Source organism: Tenacibaculum aquaeponti, from assembly GCF_052084715.1.
Lineage (GTDB): Bacteria > Bacteroidota > Bacteroidia > Flavobacteriales > Flavobacteriaceae > Polaribacter.
In genome coordinates, this window is the sequence record NZ_CP197288.1 from 3,258,098 (window position 1) to 3,278,236 (window position 20,139).

Annotated in this window: 22 protein-coding genes; 15 read left to right on the forward strand and 7 right to left on the reverse strand. The window is 29.8% G+C overall.

Going from position 1 to position 20,139, the window contains the following annotated elements; translation table 11 throughout:
- Positions 1 to 37 precede the first annotated feature (37 nt).
- Positions 38 to 1,429: a TlpA family protein disulfide reductase gene (locus tag ACSIGC_RS14855; protein WP_442265564.1), complete on the reverse strand. Its 1,392-nt coding sequence runs from the start codon at positions 1,427 to 1,429 to the stop codon at positions 38 to 40.
- Between the two features lie 244 nt (positions 1,430 to 1,673).
- On the opposite strand from ACSIGC_RS14855, the gene ACSIGC_RS14860 reads away from it, so the two are divergent.
- Positions 1,674 to 2,477: an SDR family oxidoreductase gene (locus ACSIGC_RS14860; protein ID WP_442265565.1), complete on the forward strand. Its 804-nt coding sequence runs from the start codon at positions 1,674 to 1,676 to the stop codon at positions 2,475 to 2,477.
- A 2-nt stretch (positions 2,478 to 2,479) separates the two neighbouring features.
- On the opposite strand, the gene ACSIGC_RS14865 is transcribed toward ACSIGC_RS14860, so the two are convergent.
- Positions 2,480 to 3,286, reverse strand: coding sequence for an HAD family hydrolase (locus ACSIGC_RS14865; protein ID WP_442265566.1), 807 nt, complete (start codon positions 3,284 to 3,286; stop codon positions 2,480 to 2,482).
- 463 nt (positions 3,287 to 3,749) lie between these two features.
- Between ACSIGC_RS14865 and fsa the strand changes: the two genes are divergently transcribed.
- The 4 genes from fsa to ACSIGC_RS14885 all read left to right on the forward strand — a co-directional run bounded on the left by fsa (position 3,750) and on the right by ACSIGC_RS14885 (position 7,332).
- Positions 3,750 to 4,403 carry a fructose-6-phosphate aldolase gene (gene fsa, locus ACSIGC_RS14870; protein WP_442265567.1) on the forward strand — a complete coding sequence of 218 codons (654 nt, stop codon included), beginning with the start codon at positions 3,750 to 3,752 and terminating at the stop codon, positions 4,401 to 4,403.
- A 78-nt stretch (positions 4,404 to 4,481) separates the two neighbouring features.
- Positions 4,482 to 6,137 carry a 2-succinyl-5-enolpyruvyl-6-hydroxy-3-cyclohexene-1-carboxylic-acid synthase gene (gene menD / locus ACSIGC_RS14875; RefSeq protein ID WP_442265568.1) on the forward strand — a complete coding sequence of 552 codons (1,656 nt, stop codon included), beginning with the start codon at positions 4,482 to 4,484 and terminating at the stop codon, positions 6,135 to 6,137.
- Positions 6,137 to 6,556 (forward strand): DNA-binding protein, encoded by a 420-nt coding sequence (locus ACSIGC_RS14880; RefSeq protein WP_442265569.1) that lies wholly within the window; start codon positions 6,137 to 6,139, stop codon positions 6,554 to 6,556. Before menD ends, ACSIGC_RS14880 begins: the two co-directional genes overlap by 1 nt.
- An 11-nt stretch (positions 6,557 to 6,567) precedes the next feature.
- The gene (locus ACSIGC_RS14885; protein ID WP_442265570.1) at positions 6,568 to 7,332 is read left to right on the forward strand and encodes a transporter; all 765 of its coding nucleotides are present in this window, start codon (positions 6,568 to 6,570) and stop codon (positions 7,330 to 7,332) included.
- 60 nt (positions 7,333 to 7,392) lie between these two features.
- Here the strand turns inward: ACSIGC_RS14885 and ACSIGC_RS14890 are convergent.
- Together ACSIGC_RS14890 and ACSIGC_RS14895 are read right to left on the reverse strand one after the other, a co-directional pair.
- A protein-coding gene (locus ACSIGC_RS14890) for an IS3 family transposase (RefSeq protein ID WP_442265571.1) occupies positions 7,393 to 8,687 on the reverse strand; the annotation gives its coding sequence in 2 pieces (ribosomal slippage) (positions 7,393 to 8,321 and positions 8,321 to 8,687; 1,296 coding nt in all).
- A gap of 106 nt (positions 8,688 to 8,793) precedes the next feature.
- Complete coding sequence (locus ACSIGC_RS14895) at positions 8,794 to 10,047, reverse strand: alpha/beta hydrolase (RefSeq protein WP_442265572.1); 1,254 nt, start codon at positions 10,045 to 10,047, stop codon at positions 8,794 to 8,796.
- An 86-nt stretch (positions 10,048 to 10,133) separates the two neighbouring features.
- Between ACSIGC_RS14895 and ACSIGC_RS14900 the strand changes: the two genes are divergently transcribed.
- From ACSIGC_RS14900 to ACSIGC_RS14920, 5 genes are all read left to right on the forward strand, one after another.
- Positions 10,134 to 10,973 carry a 1,4-dihydroxy-2-naphthoyl-CoA synthase gene (locus ACSIGC_RS14900; RefSeq protein ID WP_095073879.1) on the forward strand — a complete coding sequence of 280 codons (840 nt, stop codon included), beginning with the start codon at positions 10,134 to 10,136 and terminating at the stop codon, positions 10,971 to 10,973.
- Between the two features lie 114 nt (positions 10,974 to 11,087).
- The gene (locus tag ACSIGC_RS14905; RefSeq protein ID WP_442265573.1) at positions 11,088 to 11,744 is read left to right on the forward strand and encodes a hypothetical protein; all 657 of its coding nucleotides are present in this window, start codon (positions 11,088 to 11,090) and stop codon (positions 11,742 to 11,744) included.
- A 32-nt stretch (positions 11,745 to 11,776) separates the two neighbouring features.
- Positions 11,777 to 12,646, forward strand: a complete 870-nt coding sequence (gene purU / locus ACSIGC_RS14910; RefSeq protein WP_442265574.1) for a formyltetrahydrofolate deformylase — start codon at positions 11,777 to 11,779, stop codon at positions 12,644 to 12,646.
- 29 nt (positions 12,647 to 12,675) lie between these two features.
- On the forward strand, positions 12,676 to 13,284 hold the full coding sequence (locus ACSIGC_RS14915) for a fumarylacetoacetate hydrolase family protein (protein WP_442265575.1): 609 nt from the start codon (positions 12,676 to 12,678) through the stop codon (positions 13,282 to 13,284).
- On the forward strand, positions 13,281 to 13,607 hold the full coding sequence (locus ACSIGC_RS14920) for a hypothetical protein (protein WP_442265576.1): 327 nt from the start codon (positions 13,281 to 13,283) through the stop codon (positions 13,605 to 13,607). Before ACSIGC_RS14915 ends, ACSIGC_RS14920 begins: the two co-directional genes overlap by 4 nt.
- Here the strand turns inward: ACSIGC_RS14920 and ACSIGC_RS14925 are convergent.
- A complete protein-coding gene (locus ACSIGC_RS14925) occupies positions 13,604 to 14,578 on the reverse strand; it encodes an NAD-dependent epimerase/dehydratase family protein (RefSeq protein ID WP_442265577.1) in 975 nt (324 codons plus the stop codon). The genes ACSIGC_RS14920 and ACSIGC_RS14925 overlap by 4 nt on opposite strands.
- Positions 14,578 to 15,363, reverse strand: a complete 786-nt coding sequence (locus tag ACSIGC_RS14930) for an SDR family NAD(P)-dependent oxidoreductase (RefSeq protein ID WP_442265578.1) — start codon at positions 15,361 to 15,363, stop codon at positions 14,578 to 14,580. The genes ACSIGC_RS14925 and ACSIGC_RS14930 overlap by 1 nt, the downstream gene beginning before the upstream one ends.
- A 219-nt stretch (positions 15,364 to 15,582) precedes the next feature.
- Between ACSIGC_RS14930 and ACSIGC_RS14935 the strand changes: the two genes are divergently transcribed.
- The 5 genes from ACSIGC_RS14935 to ftsY all read left to right on the forward strand — a co-directional run bounded on the left by ACSIGC_RS14935 (position 15,583) and on the right by ftsY (position 18,657).
- On the forward strand, positions 15,583 to 16,824 hold the full coding sequence (locus ACSIGC_RS14935; RefSeq protein WP_442265579.1) for a competence/damage-inducible protein A: 1,242 nt from the start codon (positions 15,583 to 15,585) through the stop codon (positions 16,822 to 16,824).
- Positions 16,825 to 16,911: 87 nt separating this feature from the next.
- Complete coding sequence (gene rpmB, locus ACSIGC_RS14940; protein ID WP_075344434.1) at positions 16,912 to 17,151, forward strand: 50S ribosomal protein L28; 240 nt, start codon at positions 16,912 to 16,914, stop codon at positions 17,149 to 17,151.
- Positions 17,152 to 17,177: 26 nt separating this feature from the next.
- On the forward strand, positions 17,178 to 17,360 hold the full coding sequence (rpmG, locus tag ACSIGC_RS14945; RefSeq protein ID WP_013070733.1) for a 50S ribosomal protein L33: 183 nt from the start codon (positions 17,178 to 17,180) through the stop codon (positions 17,358 to 17,360).
- Positions 17,361 to 17,367: 7 nt separating this feature from the next.
- A complete protein-coding gene (locus ACSIGC_RS14950; RefSeq protein ID WP_442265580.1) occupies positions 17,368 to 17,520 on the forward strand; it encodes a DUF4295 domain-containing protein in 153 nt (50 codons plus the stop codon).
- Between the two features lie 183 nt (positions 17,521 to 17,703).
- Complete coding sequence (ftsY, locus tag ACSIGC_RS14955) at positions 17,704 to 18,657, forward strand: signal recognition particle-docking protein FtsY (RefSeq protein ID WP_442265581.1); 954 nt, start codon at positions 17,704 to 17,706, stop codon at positions 18,655 to 18,657.
- 59 nt (positions 18,658 to 18,716) lie between these two features.
- Here the strand turns inward: ftsY and ACSIGC_RS14960 are convergent, their stop codons facing one another.
- The gene (locus tag ACSIGC_RS14960; protein ID WP_442265582.1) at positions 18,717 to 20,096 is read right to left on the reverse strand and encodes a serine hydrolase; all 1,380 of its coding nucleotides are present in this window, start codon (positions 20,094 to 20,096) and stop codon (positions 18,717 to 18,719) included.
- Positions 20,097 to 20,139: the final 43 nt, after the last annotated feature.

A 20,139-nucleotide genomic window follows, 5' to 3' on the forward strand; every position in this document is an offset into this window, starting at 1 on the left:
GATGAACATAACTCTTTTTTTTAGTTTTAAATATGTTTTAGATACCTAAACTTTCAAATAATTCATTAAGTTCTTCACTTCGACTTGGTCTTGGTGCGTTAGCGGTTACAATTTTACCATCAGGGTCAATTAAAATAAATCTTGGTAGCCCTTTAATTAAGTAATCTTTAGTGAATTGTAATTCTTCTTGTGTTTTACCAGCAAAAAGCTGAACTCCACTCATTTCTCTATCCTTAATAGTTTGTTTCCATTTTTCTTTGTTAGCTGGTCTGTCGACACTTAAGCTAACAAATTCAATGTTTTTGCCGTGAAATTGCTGTTCAAATCTTTTAAGTAATGGAATTTCTTTTTTACAGAAACCACACCAAGTAGCCCATACATCAATATATACATATTTGCCTTTACCTATTAAATCATCTAAAGATGTAGTGCCTCCATTATAGTTTTCTAATTTATTAAACTTAGGAGAAGGTTGACCTTTTGCAGTTAATTTTAACTTGTTGTAAAGTTCTCCTATTTCGGCCTTATTTTTTTGATTAGTAGAATAACTATTATATTTTCTATAGTATTCTTGTAAGTTTATAGTTGTGGTGATTTGCTTTTCTGCGGCTTTATGTAATAAATCATTTTTTATTAATGTATCGTTGATTTCTGTATGAACAGATTCTAAATACGATAAGTCGAAATCACCATCGGTTCTATTTTTCTTATTTGTAACATCATCTAATCTAGCTTTGATTAAATCTCTATAAGGTTTAGAGTTAACATAATCTTCACTGTTGTTTAAATCAATATCTCTTGGAATATCAATTGGAAACTGACTAGATACTTTGAATTCTTCATCTCCATATAAAATCCTATGGAAACCCTGGTAGTTCTTAATTGCTAGAGCGAATTCATAGTTAATATTTCTCATTTCCTTTTCTAAATAATCAGCTGGAAGTTGAGAACTATTTGCTAAATCTTCTAAAGTAGATTTGTATTCATCCATTTTACTTAAAAACTCTTCTTCATTCATAGAGAAAAGTTTGTTAGCGTTACCAAGTACTACACCAAGTTTTTTAGCTTTTTCAGTAATGTAATTGTTGATGTTTGCAGTAGGTCCTTGAAAAACAGGATCTTTTGTTCTCTTTTTTGCGTCAACAATTAACTTTAAATCATCAATAGAACTTAAATATACTTGAACTGGTCTTTTACCAATTTTTAAAATATAGTGTCCAGGAGTAATATTTGTTAAAGTGTCAAGAAATGTTTTCGTTTTTCTATCAAAACGAATTTTCTTTTCAAAATTATGACCGGTAAGTTCAATTGTACGTTTTCTAAAATTATCAACTTCGCCAGAAAGCACTAAGAAATCTTTAGGCTTTTCTTTTTTCTCACAAGAAATTACAAGTGAGATTGCGAATAGTATAAGCAACAATTTTTTCATAATTATAAAATTTACTTTATAGGGAATAATTAAATTACGTGTTTCAACACCGAAAGTACCTAATTTTTAAAAGACCTCAAAATCTTTACAGGAAAAATTTGGAAAAAATACAATGATTGCGGACTTTTGATCAGTAAAATCAATCAAAAATACTTTTTCTTCTGAAAAAGAGTTAAATATTTGTAAATAAGAATGTTTTGTTTTTTTAGAGGAATGTTAGTTTTAAAACATTCAATTTCCGAATATGAAAAAAGTGGTTTTTATCACAGGGGCGTCTTCAGGCATAGGAAGAGCTATTGGAGAATATCTTAATGAAAAAGGATGCATAGTTTATGGGACTTCCAGAAACCCAGATCGTATTAAAGATTCAAAATTTCCTTTGGTAGCATTAGATGTCTTAAAATCTGAAACTGTTTTTTCAGCTGTGCAAGAGGTTGTAGATAAAGAAGGGCGAGTAGATGTTTTAATTAATAATGCAGGAAAAGGTATTATGGGAGCTATGGAAGATATTTCTATAGAAGAAGTTGAAAACGGTTTTGATACAAATTTTTTAGGTCCTATTCGTGTTATGAAAGCAGTTTTGCCTCATATGAGAAAGCAAAATAAAGGTTTGATTATAAATATTACTTCTATAGCTGGATATTCAGGTTTGCCTTTTAGAAGTGTCTATTCATCAAGTAAAGGAGCGTTAGAATTATTAACTGAATCTGTAAGTATGGAGGTGAAAAAATTTGGAATAAATATTGTTAGTGTTGCTCCAGGGAGTTTTGCAACAAATATAGCCTCTGGAAGATACTATACACCTGTTTTAGAAAATTCACCGTATAAAGAAATTTATCAGGAAAACTTAAAAGTAACTGATGAATATGTAGATAAAGGTTTAAATCCTTTAGTTATGGCTAAAGCAATACATAAAATTATATTGACTAATAAACCAAAACTTCATTATAAAGTAGGCGCTTTTATGGAACGCTTTTCTGTTTTTTTAAAAAGAGTTTTACCTGATAGGGTTTACGAAAAACTAATTATGAATCATTATAAATTGTAAACTTACTTTTCTTTAGAATAGAGTAGTTTTCTTAAAATAGATTCTACACCAAAATTATCATTACTTTTTGTAGAAAAATTAGCTGTTTTTTTTACTTGAGGATGCGCATTTTCCATGGCATAACTAAAATGAGCTCTTTTCAACATTTCAAGGTCGTTGTTGTAATCACCGAAAACTAAAGTTTCTTCGTAGGAAATATTATATTCTTTTTGAATTAATGCTACAGCATGACCTTTGTTTGCTTTCATTTCAGAAATATCAACCCAATGATTTGCAGATACTTTAACCTTGAGGTTTCCTTCTAAATGTTTCAGATGTGGATACAAAAACTGTTCGCTGCTAACTTCGTGGTAAATAGCTACTTTATAAACAGGTTCGTTTATATCGTTAACAGAATTAATTGCATCGTAATTTTTGTAAAATTCAGCAAGAAGTTTTAATAATTCAGGATTGCTACTAGTGGTGAATGCTTGGTCTTTAGTGCAAAAAACAGGATGTGCTTCAGGTAGTGTTTTTAATAATTTATCAATCATGAATAAATTAGAAGTTTCCATAGCAGTGGATAACAAAGTTTTGTCTTTCTTTACAGCTAAACCTCCGTTTTCAGCCACTATAATAATGTCGTTTTCAATTTTAGCTAACTTATCTTTCATACTATATAAAGGCCTTCCACTCGCAGCAGTAAATAAGATATTATGTTTTTTAATTTTATTAAATAACTCAAAAAATAAATCACTTACTTCATGATTAGAGTTTAAAAGTGTTCCGTCTAAATCTGTAACAATTAGTTTAACATTTGATAAGTCCATAAAAAAGAATTAAGCGATAAAAATAAATATTGATAAATGTAAAGAACTAGTTTGTGTGATTAACTAATCAATAACTTGTAATTTTGATAGTAGTTCTGTTGTTTTTAATAAGAAGAAATCAAATGAAGTTTATTTTGAAAATATTGATGATCTAAGGTTTAAGTATGTTGATTGAAAGTTTTTTGTTATACTATGTTTAGAAAAGTAAAGCTAAATCGTTTTTGTAATGTTTATTTTACATAATTCATTGGTAAATGAAATAGTTTTGCAATGTAAATAATTTGAATTAGTAAATCCTCCTTTACTACAAACAGACAGCTTCTTAATAAGAGCTGTTTGTTTTGTTTTAAAAGATTGGGTTATTAAGTTGTTGTTTTTTAATAAAAATAATTTAGGAACTTTATTTTAAAATGGTATAAAATTGTAGTTTTGCGCGAAACACAACAATAAAACAAAAAAATCAATGAAATTTTTTATAGATACAGCAAATTTAGATCAAATTCGTGAAGCTCAGGCTCTAGGTATTTTAGATGGAGTTACAACAAATCCTTCGTTAATGGCGAAAGAAGGAATTACAGGTGAAGAGAATATAAAAAACCATTACAAAGCAATTTGCGAAATCGTTGATGGTGATGTATCTGCTGAAGTGATTGCTACAGATTTTGAAGGAATGGTTAAAGAAGGTGAAGCTTTAGCTGCTTTACATCCTCAAATTGTTGTTAAATTACCAATGATTGCTGATGGAGTAAAAGCGTGTAAGTATTTTTCTGATAAAGGAATTAAAACAAATGTTACGTTAGTGTTTTCAGCTGGTCAAGCTTTATTGGCAGCTAAAGCTGGGGCAACATATGTTTCTCCTTTTATAGGACGTTTAGATGATGTTTCTACAGATGGGTTAAATTTAATTGCTGAAATTCGTCAAATTTATGATAACTACATGTTTGAGACTGAAATCTTAGCTGCTTCTGTACGTCACACAATGCATGTGATCGATTGTGCTAAAATTGGAGCAGATGTAATGACAGGGCCTTTAAAAGCTATTGAAGGATTATTAAATCATCCTTTAACAACTATCGGTTTAGAAAAGTTTTTAGCAGACTACAAAAAAGGTAACTAAATAATATTTAGTATAAATAATTAAGAAGTCCACACATATAGTGTGGATTTTCTTTTTTAGTAATATTTTTGCAGACTAATGTATCCAGAAAAACAACTTGCACAGTTAGTAATAAGAGCTTGTCAATATTATGATATTGATAAGGTTGTGATTTCTCCAGGTTCGAGAAATGCACCATTAACAATTGGGTTTTCAAATGTTGATGAGATTGAAACGTTTAGTGTAGTAGATGAGCGTTGTGCAGCTTTTTTTGCTTTAGGAATGGCACAGCAAACTCGAAAGCCTGTGGCCATTGTTTGTACATCTGGTTCTGCCTTGTTGAATTATTATCCAGCAATTACTGAAGCTTTTTACAGTAGAATTCCTTTGTTGGTAATTTCTGCAGATAGACCTAAACATCTTGTTGATATTGGAGACGGACAAACAATTCGTCAAGAAAACGTGTTTAAGAATCATATTTTATATTCTGCAAATCTTATTGAAGGTGAAAGTAACGTAGAGTATAATAAAGAAAAAGTAGAAAAAGCTATTTTTACTTGTATTTCAGAAAGTGGACCAATACATATTAATGTGCCATTTAATGAACCAATTTATAGAACTGTCAATGAATTAGAAGATTTTGAGTTCAAGTCAAAAAGTAATAATATAAAAGAAAAATATGACTTGGATACTGAACTTATTGATATTTGGAACACTTCAGAAAAGAAGTTGATTTTAGTTGGTGTTAATTATCCAAATGAAAGTCTTCAAGAATTATTAAAGTATTTTGTAGAAGATACTTCTGTTTTGGTTTTTACAGAAACTACTTCAAATGTAAGTCATCCCAAATTTATCAACTCAATAGATCAATTAATAACTAAACTTGAAGAAAAAGAGTTTAAAGATTTACAGCCCGATTTGTTAATTTCTTTAGGAGGAATGGTTATTTCTAAAAGAATAAAGCAGTTTTTAAGAAAATACCAACCTAAACATCACTGGCATGTAGATAAACTGGTGGAAATGGATACATATTTCTGCTTGTCAAAGTATATAAAAGAAGATTCAGTTGATTTTTTTAAAACTTTAAAGACGAAAGTTCGAATTAAAGAATATAGTGGTTATCAAAAAAAATGGGTGCAAGAAAAAACTCAAAGACAAATTGCGCATCAAAATTTTATTGAAAAAGCTGAATATTCAGATTTTAGGGTTTTTAAAAATATTTTAGACACTTTGCCAGATTCGTCTCAAGTACAGGTCAGTAATAGTGCGGTTATTCGTTACATGCAATTGTATGATGTAAATACTAGCTTAAGAGTGTTTTGTAATAGAGGCACAAGCGGTATAGATGGGAGTACGTCAACAGCAATTGGAGCTGCAGTGGTAGACGGTAAAAATACAGTTTTAATTACTGGAGATTTAAGTTTTTTCTATGATAGTAATGCATTATGGAATAATTATATCCCATCAAACTTTAGGATCATTCTAATTAATAATTCAGGAGGAGGGATTTTTAAAATTATACCAGGTCCTAAATCTACGAATGCATTACGTTATTTTGAAACACCACACAATTTAACAGCAGAACATTTGGCTAAAATGTATAACTTAGAGTACTCTAGCGCTTCGTCATTAAATGGTGTAGAGAGTGAGTTAAATAGTTTTTATGAGAAAAGTGAAAAACCTAAGATTTTAGAAATTTTCACACCATCTAATAAAAACGATACAATATTAAAATCATATTTTAAAAATTTATAATGGAATTACAGGAAGGAGATAAAGTAGATTTAATTATCGGAGTTCAAACAGATCTTGGGTATACAGTTTTAATTAACGAAACCTATGAAGGTTTATTATACAATAATGAAGTTTTTTCTGATGTAGAAGAAGGAATGAAAACATTTGGTTACATAAAAAAGATTAGAGAGGATGAGAAAATCGATGTCTCTCTTAGACCTCAGGGGTTTAAAAATGTAATCGATGAAGATGTAGAAAAGGTATTAAGAAAATTAGAGGAGAAAGGAGAGTTAATGTTAACTGATAAAAGTTCACCTGAATCTATAAAATTTCATTTACAAATGAGTAAAAAGGCTTTTAAAAAAGCTATAGGAAGTTTGTATAAACAAAGAAGAATTCAGTTTTTAGAAGATAGAGTTAAGTTAATAAAAAAGAAATAAATTTTAGTGTTATGAAAAATGTTGTTTTCACAATTGTAATGATATTTACATTGTCAATTTCTTATGCGCAATTTCAAGAAAATATTGATTCAGGAAGACCAGGCAACGCAATTAGTGTTTTTACAGTCGGTAAAAATGTTGGGCAAGTAGAATTGGGTTTAGATTATTCGGATAATTTAGAGGTGTTTTCATCTAATCCTTTTTTAAGATATGGAATTACTGAGAAGATAGAGATTAATGGAGGGGTAAGTTATGATTTCTCAAACTCGGATTTAGTATCTTATAATCTAGGGGCTAAATTCAATATTTTTGAAGGAGATACGATGATGCCTTCTTCTGCTTTTTTTGTAAATTTTAATTTTTCTAATAATTCTTTAATTAAACCTTCTTCTACAGCGTTATTTATTTTTAACCATCAATTTTATGGAGGTTTAAATATTACAGCAAACCTTGGGGTTAATGTGGATTTAGAACCTTCAACAAGAATAGGTGTAGACGGAGAAGGAAATCCAAAAACAAGTGAAGTTGTACAGTTTCAAGGGGTGTACACATTGAATTTTTCTTATGGTTTAGATGATCAATGGACTATTTTTGTTGAGCCTTTTGGGGGTTATGATAAGTTTAGTGATACTAATTTTAATTTAAGTGTAAATGGAGGAACCTCTTATTTGTTAAATAAAAATCTTTTAATCGATTTTCTTGTTGGGCATGGAATAAGTGCAAATAAATTTTTAACCGTAAGTACAGGAGTTTCTTGGAGGATACCAATGAAGTAATTGATTATATTATATGACTAGTCCTAAATAACCGTTACAGTTATTTATTGATTAAATATATTAAACATCATCTAAAGCTATAGCTTTAGATGATGTTTTTTTTCGATATGATTTTATCTTCATTTTATTTTGTTGATGTGCCTGGTTAGGAGTTTTAAAATGACATGACCAATGCGGTCTTTTAGAGTTATAAATAGTTATTGATTGCTTTACTATTTTCTTCATTATCTTAATATCTAGATTTGTGGTAGCAATAAAGAACTCTTGTTTTAAGATTCCATTAACCCGTTCAGCTATCGCATTTTGATATGGATCGTATGATTCTGTCATACTACATTTAATATTATGTTTTGATAAAATATTTTGATAGATGTTACTACAGTACTGCAATCCTCTATCTGAATGATGGATAAGTTCCTTCTCTGGATATACTCTATTTTTCATAGCTATCTCCAAGGCTTTTACCGTTGAGCTTACTTCTAAAGTTTTATCCAAATGATATCCTATGATTTTCTTAGAATATGCATCTGTAATTAATGATAAATACATAGGGTTCTTACGATTGCCTAAATATGTAATATCTGCTACCCATACTTGTTCTGGTCTATTTATTTCCAGATTTTCAATAAGATTAGTATGTTTTCTAAAACGATGATGAGAGTTGGTTGTAATGTGATAACTCTTTTGTCGTTTTATCAATAGTTTATTAGCTCGTAAAATATCAAATAATCGATCTCTTCCAACAGCTAAACTGCTTAATTCCTCCGAAAGAAGATAATACAGTTTTCTTGTCCCAATACTTGGTTGTTCCATTCTTACACGCTTAACCAATTCAACAACCTTATTGGCTATTGATTGAGATTTCTTAACTCTATAGTTAGCTCGATAATAGACCTGTCTGCTAAACCCAAGTAATTTACAGGTAGAAGAAATACTTTCTTTCTTTTGTAAAACAAACATATCAATTACTCGGTTTTGGAGTTTTTTCTAATAGGAATATTATACTCTTTCTCAGCTAAATCAATCATCATATCAAACAGTATCGCTTTCTTCTCTGATGCTGCTGCTTGAGCTTTTAAACGATTGTTTTGCTTTTCTAATTGACGTAATTTTTGCTCTAACTCTAATAATTTTTGTTCTGGTGATTTTGGCATATTAGATGGTGTTTGATCAGTCCAATCAAAGTTACCATATTTTCTCAACCATACTAAAACAGTACTTCTTCCTTGAATCCCATATTTAAGTTGAGCTTGTTTGTAGGTTAATTCGCCTTTTTCTACTTCCGATACAACCGAAAGTTTAAAACTCATCGTATAATCTTTCTGAGTACGTTTGCGGTAAATGTTGTCGTTCATAAGGTTACAAATTTGTGTAACGCTATTTCAGGACGAGACAATATGTAAAAATAAAAAGGAGAGTATAGAGTACTCTCCTTTTTATTTTTTTAAAAAAGTAATGGGCTTATTTATTATCTTCTTCGTTGTCTTCTTCTTCTTCTTCTTCTTTAGGATCATCCTCTAAAGGAGAATTATTTTCTTTAGGAGCATTTTTCATGGCGTTTTCAATACGAATTATATTTTCATAGAACGCTTCAGCATTTCGGTCAGAAAGTTCCATCTTTCCATATGCTTCTTTGTAATAGAAAAGAGCCTGTTCGTAATTTTTGCCAGTTTCATGAAATTTTCCAACATAGTATTCTCCTAAATGAGATTCAGGATGTTTAATCATTACAAAATCTCCAAGAACCCTCAAGTAATCACCATCTAATTTATCTATTACAATACCTTCGATAGCGTAAATATCCTCAAAGCGAACATTTAAATTGGTTCCATATAAGTATTCAATATCTAAATATTTTTTTTCTAAATATTTAATGGCATCTAAAGGTTCTAAATCTTTAATTTTCTCTTCGTATTCTTGTTTTGAAATTCTAGGATATAACCCGAAAATATTACTAAAAGCATCAGGTAAAGCTTTTACTAATGCTGTTGGTTTATTGGCTTCATCTTTAAAATCATTAAAAGCAATATGAAGTTTTTCTGTTTTTAAAGTTTCTAAACCTGTTTTTAATTGTTCGTGTAAATTTTTACGTTCTTTTTTCTCGTATGGATTCGAACTTACATACAAATAAAATTGATTATCAATTTCATCTAAACGTTTCAAATCAAAAGTACTCATCAAGCGAAGTGTTTGATCAGTCAGTCGAGGAGAAATAGAAACGTAAGCATTAAAAATTGGATTTTTCTCTTTCAAATAATGAAGTAAAAAGTTACCAGCATCCTGATCTCCAACAATCGTTAAATAAGGAGAAGTCCTATAATTTGCTTCTAGATAAGGAATCAGTTCTTTTTTGATGTAGTTGTAAAACTTTTTCGCATTAGAGGTTAAGTTTCCACTCTTAGTAACTACAGAAACATCTTGGTTTTTTCTTGAGTCTACATCTAAACCAACAACAATTTGTTTCGGTGTTAAATCTGCATTAGCATATATTTTAGAGTTACCAACATAAATATCAAAAAGGTAATCGTCATCTAAAACAATTGCAATAGGATATTTTCTAATCGTATCACGATCATGTTCTTCAGGAACATATAATTTAATATTACGATCTCTATTAAACTCAACAGAATTTACTTTTTTATTTGTAATTCCTTGTGAGAAAATAGTGAGATTTATAAATAAGATAGTTAATACAAGTAAATTTTTAATCGACATATTTTGTGTTTCTTGTTTAGTACTGAACTACTAAACTATAATTATAGTATTTTTGCTTTCCTAAATAACGAATTTTTTTTCAAATTATGATGCACATCGACTGGAAAACTGCAAAAGAATATACAGATATCACGTATAAGAAACATAACGGTGTGGCAAGAATTGCTTTTAACAGACCAAATGTTAGAAATGCTTTCAGGCCACATACTACAGCTGAATTATTAGACGCTTTTAGAGATGCTCACGAAGATACCTCAATTGGTGTTGTTTTATTATCTGCTGAAGGTCCGTCTACTAAAGATGGAATTTGGAGCTTTTGTTCAGGAGGAGATCAAAAGGCAAGAGGTCATCAAGGTTATGTTGGACAAGATGGTTATCATCGTTTAAATATTCTTGAAGTTCAAAGATTAATTCGTTTTATGCCAAAAGCGGTAATTGCTGTTGTTCCTGGTTGGGCAGTTGGAGGAGGACATAGTCTTCATGTAACTTGTGATTTAACTTTAGCAAGTAAAGAGCATGCTATTTTTAAACAAACAGATGCTGATGTAACATCTTTTGACGGAGGTTACGGATCTGCTTATTTAGCAAAAATGGTAGGGCAGAAAAAAGCAAGAGAAATTTTCTTTTTAGGAAGAAATTATTCTGCTCAAGAAGCTTATGAAATGGGAATGGTAAATGCAGTGATTCCTCACGATGAATTAGAGTCAACGGCTTACGAATGGGCTCAAGAAATTTTAGCAAAATCACCAACATCAATCAAGATGTTAAAGTTTGCTATGAATTTAACAGATGATGGAATGGTTGGGCAACAAGTTTTTGCTGGAGAAGCAACTCGTTTAGCTTACATGACAGATGAAGCTAAGGAAGGAAGAGATGCATTCTTAGAAAAAAGAAAGCCAAGTTTTGAGAAAAAATGGATTCCATAGTAGATAGAATTTTAGGAGAATAACAAATCATCCTATATTTTAATCAATTCGGTAATAAAAAAATCTTAATTGTTTTTCCTTCAGTTAAGTTTGGTGAAAATTAATCAAACAATAATGGAAGTAACAGTTAAGATTTTTATTTATATACACGCTTTTTTTGGTGGTTTGGGTTTAATATCTGGCTTAGGTAGTATTCTTGTAAAAAAAGGAAATACCAATCATAAGAAATTAGGAAAACTTTTTTCAATTAGTATGATTACAAGTTGTTTAATTTCTTTAGTGATTGCATGCCTTCCTAATCACGAAAATCCTTTTCTCTTTTTAATTGGTTTGTTTACTGTGTATTTGGTAATTTCTGGTAAACTAATGTTGTCTTTCAAATCAAAAACTAAAGAAAAAGCAAACACTTTAGATAAAACGGTATCCGCTTTTATGTTAATTATTTCTGCTGGTATGATTTTATTTGGAGCTTATGGATTATTAACTGTTGGAAACGGCTTTCTATTATTTGTGTTTTTTGGAGGTTTTGGAGTGTCGTTATCTATCGGAGATTTTTTATTCTTCAGGAAGTTTGAAAAGATTAGAAATAACGGTTGGTTGTCTAATCACGTAAGCAAAATGGTTGGAGCATTTATTGCTTCTGTAACTGCTTTTATTGTCGCAGGAATTGGATTAGGAAGTTTCGTTTTTTGGATTGTTCCAACAATAATCGGATCATTTTATATTGCATATTGGAAAAGGAAATTAAAAATAGTAGAGAAAAGAAAATAGAAATTAATAATTTTGAGGAATAATTATTTTTGATGAAATCGCAAATAGTAACATTTCTAATTAAATGTCCTGATCAAAAAGGGCTTGTCGCAAAGTTTACTTCATTTTTCTATGAAGAAGGTTTTAATATATTAAGTTGTCAGCAGTATGTAAATGGAATTGCAGATCGTTATTATATGCGTATTCGTTTAGATGCTGAAGATGCTGGGATTTCTAAAAAAGATCTAGAAGATAAATTCTCCAAGCTAGCGAAAGTTTTAGATTGTACATGGTCGGTTCATTACGATAGTGAAAAACAGAATGTAGCAATACTAGTTTCTCATACAAGTCATTGTTTATACGATTTGTTAGAAAGACAAAGAGAAGGAACAATCGATTGTAATATCAGTTTAATTATTAGTAATCATAATAAGTTAAAACCGATAGCCGATATGTTCGGTGTGCCTTATTATCATTTGCCAATTACAAAAGAAACAAAGGCTGAGCAAGAAGCGCAAGTAATTCAATTATTATCTGAACATAATGTAGATTTAATTGTTATGGCGCGTTACATGCAAATTCTTTCAGAAGATTTTATTAATCAATATCCACAGCGAATTATCAATATTCATCATTCTTTTTTACCAGCTTTTCAAGGAGCAAACCCATACCAAAGAGCATATGAAAGAGGTGTGAAGTTAATTGGTGCAACTGCGCATTATGCAACGGTTGATTTAGATGAAGGGCCAATTATAGAGCAAGATGTAGAAAGAATTACTCATGAAAGTACTCCGAAAACACTAAAGCAAATTGGAGCAGATGTTGAGCGATTAGTTTTGGCAAAAGCTGTAAAGTGTCATTTACAACATCAAATCATTGTTTCAGATAACAGAGCTATTGTTTTTCCAGAATCTGGAGAATAGTATTTATATAAATTAAGTAGAGAAACCACATGAAAATAATTTGTATTGGTAGAAATTATGCAAAGCATATAGAAGAATTAGCGAATGAAAAACCAGAAAGTCCAGTAATTTTTTTAAAGCCAGATTCTGCAATACTTCCTAAAAACATACCCTTTTTTATACCTCCATTTTCTAATGAGATTCATTACGAAGTAGAGGTTTTAGTAAAAATTAATAAAGTAGGAAAACATATTTCACCAAAATTTGCTCATAAATATTATGATACTGTTGGTTTAGGGATAGATTTTACAGCCAGAGATGTTCAGGCTGTATGTAAAGAAAAAGGATTGCCATGGGAAAAAGCAAAAGCATTTGACGGAAGTGCAATTGTAGGGCAGTTTTTTCCAAAAGAAGATTTCGATTTAGAAAATTTATCATTTCAATTACAAAAGAATGAAGAGGTTGTTCAAGACGGAAACACATCTTCAATGTTATGGAAGATCGATGAATTAATTGCATATGTTTCTCAATATTTCACATTGAAAAAAGGAGATCTTATTTTTACAGGAACTCCGGCAGGAGTTGGTAAAGTTGAAGAAAATGATATTTTAACTGGTACTATAGATGGAAAACAATCATTTCAAATTAAAGTAAAATGAGTTTAATAACCATTTTATTAATCATAATTCTAATAACTATAGGTTGGGCTTTTTATAGGCTTGCCAAGAAATATGAAAAAAATAAATGGGTTTATACTTTAGTTGGTATTATAGCTTTTGTAGGAGTAGTTCTTGTTAACGCTGTTTTATATGCCTTTTTTAGTGAGATTTCAAATAATATAGATATTGAAACACATAGGCTTATTGCGTTTTTAGTAGGGGTTTTAACTTCAATTTTATTACATTTTATTTTGGAGAAAAACTGGTTAAAAGGGAAAAATATTGAAGCTGAAGAAGCTATAAATGAGATAGGTGAAGGTTAATCCAATTTAAACCATTTAATAGCTTCTAAAATTCCGTTTTCAATAGGGTTTTGTTCAAGTTTTAATTCCTCTTTAGCCTTTTGATTCGAATAATAATTATTCACGCAAAGTGTTTGAACGTTAGTTAAGGAAATATCTGTTTTAACTTTAAAGAAGCGCAATAAATTTCCGAAGTAACCAATACCATATAACAAGAACTTAGGAATTTTTACATAAGATGATTTTTGTTCGAGTTGGAGTGTAACCTTTTTATAAAACTCTTTATAACTTAAATTTTCTCCACATAAAATATAACTCTCACAATGCTTACCTAAATCTATAGCGTTAACAACGGCATTAGCGGCGTCGGTTACATTAATAAAACTTTTTCCTCCAGGAGGGTAAAAAATAATTTTTTTATTGTGTGCACTTAAAACTAATCTTCCAGAACTAGGTTTTGTGTCATAAGATCCAATCATAAAAGTTGGATTTAACGTTACAAGTTTTGTTTCAGAATTACCTTTTGCAAGTTGAAGAATCCTTTCTTGTCCTTCTAATTTACTTTTTGCATATAATGATTTAGAAAAAGGAAAGCGAATTGGTTTCTTTTCATTTCCCAAATCATTTAAACTTCCAAAACCAAAACAATTGGCTGTACTTATATATATAAAGGTTTTAATATTATGCTGTAACGCTTTTTTATATAATGTCTCTGTAGCTGTCGCATTTACGTTTTTGTATACATTATAATCTATAATGTCTTGTCCGGTAAGAGCAGCTGCATGAATAATACAATCAACTCCTGGTAAAACAGATTCAAAAGATTCGTTTTTGGTAATATCACCAACATGAAGTTTTAAATTTTCATGAGCAGGTAAAGCAAAACTGTTCTCATTTCGTAATAAACCAATAACACGATACTTTTTTTCAAGTAAAACTGCGATAATATTTGTAGCTAATAAACCATTAGCACCAGTAACTAAAACTTTCATTAGGCTTGAATTTCTTTTCTCATGGCGTTACTTAACATCTTTATTTTAGTGTTAGACGGTAAAACGCTTAAAATAAATTTACTAACTCTGTTTAATCGGCCAGGAACAACACGTCTTTTCCCTTTAAACATTCTAGAAATACTCATTCTTGCAATTTCATCAAGTTCAACTACACCAAGATTTACAAATTTGCTTTGACTCTCAATTCGTGAAGTAACTTCATCATTTGTTTTCATTGGTCCAGGATACACAACAGTAACCGAAACATTTTTGTCTTTTAATTCTTCTCTTAGTCCCATTGAAAAATGATCGATAAATTTTTTAGATGCAGGGTAAACGGTTTTATATCCCATCGGACTAAAAGCTGCCATGCTAGAAATATTCATAATATATCCTTCTTTACTTTCGATTAAATTAGGAAGTAAAAGTTTTGTTAGCATTGAAGTTGATGTTACATTCAATTGAATAATCTTCTCAATATATTCTAAGGAAACTTCAGTAATACGTTTCGAACCACCACTTCCGGCGTTATTAATAAGAATAGATACATTATAATTATTAGCCCATTCACCAAGCGCTATAACATTGCTTTTTTCTGTCATGTCTGCTTCAAAATAATCAACAGTAACATTAAAATCGTTAGCTATTCTTTTAGAAGTGTCACTTAAATTTTCATTAGGAAGCGCAGCTAAAAGTAGATTGAATTTTTGTTTAGCTAGTTCTTTAGCTAAGGCCAAACCTAGTCCCTGACTAGCTCCCGTAATTAAAGCAAAGTTGTTTTTCATTATTGGTTTTTCAGAAAAGACTATTTACATCACATTCAGTTACATTACTACTTATGATTTTTAATCATTTTTTACAAAACGTTTAGAAAATATGTGAGTATTTTTGTCTTTGGTTGATTGCAAATGTATTCTTGAAATGTTTTCGAAACAAGAAAACAACTAAGTTTAATAAATAATTAGGATACAATTTGCTGAAAATCAAAAATAGAATAAAAACATATGAAAGCAGAAATCATCACAATTGGAGATGAAATCTTAATAGGGCAAATAGTAGATACAAACTCACAGTGGATAGGGAAGGAGTTAAATAAGATTGGAGTATCAGTATATCAAATTTCATCAATCCAAGATGAAAAACAGCATATTTTAAACGCTTTAGAAGAAGCTCAAGATAGAGTAGATATTGTCATTATAACAGGAGGATTAGGTCCAACGAAGGATGATATAACTAAAAAAACAATAGCTGAATACTTTAATGATAATGAAATTGTTGAATATCCTGAAGTTATAGAGAATATTAAGAGATTGTTTAAAAAGGTGAATCATCCTTTTAATGAAGTACAAAAATACCAAGCACATTTACCATCAAAAGCAACGTTGCTTCCTAATAGATATGGAACAGCTCCAGGAATGTGGTTTTATGAAAACGAGACTGTATTTATTTCGTTACCAGGAGTGCCTTATGAAATGAAAGGATTAATGACTCATGAAGTTTTACCTCGAATTCAAGAAAAGTTTGAGTTACCATATATATTACATAAGACAATTCAAACCTATGGGCAAGGAGAAAGTGTAATTGCAGAAAAAATCGAAGATTTCGAGAATAATTTACCAAATCATATTAAGTTAGCGTATTTACCATCTTTTGGAAGAGTAAGATTACGACTAAGTGCTAAAGGAGATAATATAGACTTTGTAACTAAAACTTTGGATAAAGAAGTAAAAAAGTTGTCAGTTTTAATTTCAGATATTATTGTTGGATTAGATGAAGGATTAACAATTGAAAAATTAGTAGGGAATTCTTTAAAAGAAAAAAACAAGACAATTGGAACAGCAGAAAGTATGACAGGAGGCAAAATAGCATCATCTTTAATTTCAGTTCCTGGTTCATCAGCATATTTCAAAGGTAGTTTTGTAGTATATACTTCTGAGTTAAAACAAAAACTATTAGATGTACCAAAGTCTATAATTGATAATTTTTCTGTAGTTAGTAAAGAAGTGGCAGAAGTAATGGCGAAATCAGCTTTAGAAAAATTAAATACAGATTACGCAATTTCAATTACAGGTAATGCTGGACCAACAACAGATCATAATGATAAAGATGTTGGTGTTGTATATATAGGTATAGCTTCAAAACAACAAGTTGAAGTTCATGAATTTAATTTTGGGCAACCAAGAGAAAAAGTAATAAATAAAACCGTAAATAAGGCTCTAGAGCTCTTGTTGAAAAAGAATATGTAAAATTAATGTTATATAGTTTGTTTTATTGAGTTTAAAATATGTATATTTGCACCTCGTTTAGAAATAACAACAAAAACTGTCAAGAAGATGTCTAGAGTTTGTGAATTAACAGGAAAAAAAGCGATGGTAGGTAACAATGTATCTCACGCTTTAAACAGAACAAAGAGAAAATTCAACGCTAATTTAATGACTAAGCGTTTCTATATTCCAGAAGAGGATAAATGGGTAACATTAAAAGTATCTGCTTCTGCATTAAAAAACATTAACAAAAAAGGAATTACAGCTGTAATTAAGGAAGCTAGAGAAAAAGGTTTCTTAACTAAGTAATTACTTCTAGATAAAGTATTAGAGAGATGGCAAAAAAAGGAAACAGAGTTCAAGTTATATTAGAATGTACTGAGCATAAAGCTTCTGGTCAACCAGGAACTTCTCGTTACATCACAACTAAGAATAAAAAGAATACTCCTGATAGAATGGAATTAAAGAAATTTAATCCAATCTTAAAGAAGATGACAGTTCACAAAGAAATAAAATAAGTAGGTCATGGCAAAGAAATCAGTAGCAACGTTACAAACAGGTTCTAAGAGATTAACTAAGGCTATCAAAATGGTAAAATCGCCAAAGTCTGGTGCTTATACTTTTGTTGAGTCTATTATGGATCCTACACAAGTTAACGACTTTTTAGCAAAAAAGTAATTCTTGTATACAGTTTACGAAAAAGCTGCTTTCATTACGAAAGTAGCTTTTTTTGTATATGCTAAAAAGATGTATTTTTGAAGAAAATGTATTGGTATAAAGCAAAATAAAATGACATTTTGGCTGTATTTTAATACTGGTACGATTTTTTACACCAAACTATTACGATTATAACTGTTAACTATGAGTTTTTTTAAAAAAATATTCTCGAAGGAGAAAAAAGAAACTTTAGACAAAGGATTAGAAAAATCTAAAGAAAGTTTTTTCTCTAAATTGTCTAAAGCGGTTGCCGGAAAATCTAAGGTAGACGATGATGTGTTGGATAATCTTGAGGAGATTTTAGTATCTTCTGACGTAGGAGTTAACACTACTTTAAAGATTATTGAAAGAATTGAGGAACGTGTAGCTAAAGATAAATATCTAGGAACCGAAGAATTAAATAAAATATTACGTGAAGAAATAGCAGGCTTACTTTCTGAAACGAATATTGGAGATGAAACTGATTTTACAATTCCAGAGAATAAAAAACCATATGTTTTAATGGTTGTTGGAGTAAATGGAGTGGGCAAAACTACAACTATTGGTAAGTTAGCATCTCAGTTTAAAAAGAAAGGCTTAAAAGTTGTTTTAGGTGCGGCAGATACGTTTAGAGCAGCTGCAATAGATCAACTACAGGTTTGGGCAGACAGAGTTGATGTTCCTATTATTCGTCAAGAAATGGGATCAGATCCTGCTTCTGTAGCTTTTGATACTTTACAGTCAGGAGTGAACCAAGGGGCAGATGTTGTTATTATTGATACGGCCGGACGTTTACATAATAAAGTAAACTTAATGAATGAGCTGACGAAGATTAAACGTGTAATGCAAAAAGTTGTAGGAGACGCTCCACACGATGTGTTATTAGTTTTAGATGGCTCAACAGGTCAGAATGCATTTGAACAAGCAAAACAATTTACAAAAGCAACAGAAGTAACTTCTTTGGCAGTTACTAAATTAGATGGAACAGCAAAAGGTGGAGTTGTAATTGGAATTTCAGATCAATTTCAAATTCCAGTAAAATATATTGGAGTAGGAGAAGGAATAGACGATTTACAAGTCTTTAATAAATACGAATTTGTAGATAGTTTCTTCAAATAATGGATGTATACAAAAAATAAGAAAGCTACTTTTTAAAAAGTAGCTTTCTTATTTTGAAGCTATTTTTTTAACTGTTTACAAGCTTTATTAAAGTATATTAAAAAGAAAGTAAGAACTAAGAAAAGAATGCTCAAAATCAAACTATATCCAGTTGATGGATCAAATTGTAAAGCTGTTTTCAATGAAACTCCATTTAATTTTGGAAAAATAATAAGAATTGATACACTTAAAGTAATACCTAATAATAAAAATAAATTAGTGATTATTTTAAAAGAAACTCGTCTAGGAAATTTTAATTTTTTCCACTTCCAAAATTGGAACAAAAAGACAAGAGCCAAAACAAAAACAATAAGAGGTAAATTTCTATAATATTGGAAAGATGATTTGTTATTAAATTTTTGGTTTAATAGAATGCTTGCAATACCATCAATAATTTCCGCATCAGGAGCTTGGTTAGAATTAATTAATACGACAATAGCCTTATTGATAGAAGGTAGTATATACATGCTAGATTCAAAGCTTTTATTTGTCCCGTAATGGTAAAATATATCATTAACAATTCGCCATCCAAATCCATAATTAGATTTTTCATTTGCAGTAAACAATAGTCTGACAGTATTAAAATCTAAAATAGTATTAGAGTCGTTATTGTAGCTATTCATAATGTTTCGGAGATAAATAGACATATCATTAGCTGAACTGGAAATTAAACCAGAAGGAACTTCTTTAGAATGTAAATCTTTATTGAATTTTAGAATAGGATATTTAAGAAAATATTGATAACTATCGATAAGGTTAGTGTTTGTTTTACCTGAGGTGTTATTTAATTTCATCGGGCTAGAAATCATTTCACTTAAACATTCATCATAAGTTTTACCTGTAATATTTTCAATAATTAAACCTAATAATCTGTAGTTAACATTAGAGTAAATAAAAGGTATTTTAGAATTGTTTTTCAACTCTATTTTTTTGAGTTTTTTGATGTAGAAATCTACATAGTTAAAATTAGTATTTGTTTTAAATGTTCTTCCCAACTCAGTCGAAATACCAGAAGTGTGTCGAAGTAAATTCTCGATGGTAATTTTGTCTGATCTCGTTTTATCCTTATACTGAAACCATTTTAAGTATTTAGAAACAGGATCTTTCAAATTAAGTTTCCCTTGTTTTTGAAGTTTAAGAATTAGTAATGCTGTAAAAGATTTAGACATAGATCCAATTAAATATCGATCTCCTTTCTTTCCATTTCCAAAGTGTTTTAGATATATTGTATTATTTTCATCCGTAATGGCTACAGCAATATTCGGAGAATTATAAAATTGCTTTTTACTTTCAATAAAATGTGTAATATCATTTTCCATATCCTTTGAAAATTCAGAAGAGACTTGAGAAAATATTGAAGTAAAAATAAAAAGTGCTTTAAGCACAAAAAGTGTTCTCATAGTATGTAAATATTTTGCAATAAAAATATTTGGTTGTACACTA

Bases quoted from the DNA above. Each gene is read 5' to 3' on its own strand.
- ACSIGC_RS14855 (WP_442265564.1), bottom strand. From the start codon at position 1,429: ATGAAAAAATTGTTGCTTATACTATTCGCAATCTCACTTGTAATTTCT.
- ACSIGC_RS14860 (WP_442265565.1), top strand. From the start codon at position 1,674: ATGAAAAAAGTGGTTTTTATCACAGGGGCGTCTTCAGGCATAGGAAGA.
- ACSIGC_RS14865 (WP_442265566.1), bottom strand. From the start codon at position 3,286: ATGGACTTATCAAATGTTAAACTAATTGTTACAGATTTAGACGGAACA.
- fsa (WP_442265567.1), top strand. From the start codon at position 3,750: ATGAAATTTTTTATAGATACAGCAAATTTAGATCAAATTCGTGAAGCT.
- menD (WP_442265568.1), top strand. From the start codon at position 4,482: ATGTATCCAGAAAAACAACTTGCACAGTTAGTAATAAGAGCTTGTCAA.
- ACSIGC_RS14880 (WP_442265569.1), top strand. From the start codon at position 6,137: ATGGAATTACAGGAAGGAGATAAAGTAGATTTAATTATCGGAGTTCAA.
- ACSIGC_RS14885 (WP_442265570.1), top strand. From the start codon at position 6,568: ATGAAAAATGTTGTTTTCACAATTGTAATGATATTTACATTGTCAATT.
- ACSIGC_RS14895 (WP_442265572.1), bottom strand. From the start codon at position 10,047: ATGTCGATTAAAAATTTACTTGTATTAACTATCTTATTTATAAATCTC.
- ACSIGC_RS14900 (WP_095073879.1), top strand. From the start codon at position 10,134: ATGATGCACATCGACTGGAAAACTGCAAAAGAATATACAGATATCACG.
- ACSIGC_RS14905 (WP_442265573.1), top strand. From the start codon at position 11,088: ATGGAAGTAACAGTTAAGATTTTTATTTATATACACGCTTTTTTTGGT.
- purU (WP_442265574.1), top strand. From the start codon at position 11,777: ATGAAATCGCAAATAGTAACATTTCTAATTAAATGTCCTGATCAAAAA.
- ACSIGC_RS14915 (WP_442265575.1), top strand. From the start codon at position 12,676: ATGAAAATAATTTGTATTGGTAGAAATTATGCAAAGCATATAGAAGAA.
- ACSIGC_RS14920 (WP_442265576.1), top strand. From the start codon at position 13,281: ATGAGTTTAATAACCATTTTATTAATCATAATTCTAATAACTATAGGT.
- ACSIGC_RS14925 (WP_442265577.1), bottom strand. From the start codon at position 14,578: ATGAAAGTTTTAGTTACTGGTGCTAATGGTTTATTAGCTACAAATATT.
- ACSIGC_RS14930 (WP_442265578.1), bottom strand. From the start codon at position 15,363: ATGAAAAACAACTTTGCTTTAATTACGGGAGCTAGTCAGGGACTAGGT.
- ACSIGC_RS14935 (WP_442265579.1), top strand. From the start codon at position 15,583: ATGAAAGCAGAAATCATCACAATTGGAGATGAAATCTTAATAGGGCAA.
- rpmB (WP_075344434.1), top strand. From the start codon at position 16,912: ATGTCTAGAGTTTGTGAATTAACAGGAAAAAAAGCGATGGTAGGTAAC.
- rpmG (WP_013070733.1), top strand. From the start codon at position 17,178: ATGGCAAAAAAAGGAAACAGAGTTCAAGTTATATTAGAATGTACTGAG.
- ACSIGC_RS14950 (WP_442265580.1), top strand. From the start codon at position 17,368: ATGGCAAAGAAATCAGTAGCAACGTTACAAACAGGTTCTAAGAGATTA.
- ftsY (WP_442265581.1), top strand. From the start codon at position 17,704: ATGAGTTTTTTTAAAAAAATATTCTCGAAGGAGAAAAAAGAAACTTTA.
- ACSIGC_RS14960 (WP_442265582.1), bottom strand. From the start codon at position 20,096: ATGAGAACACTTTTTGTGCTTAAAGCACTTTTTATTTTTACTTCAATA.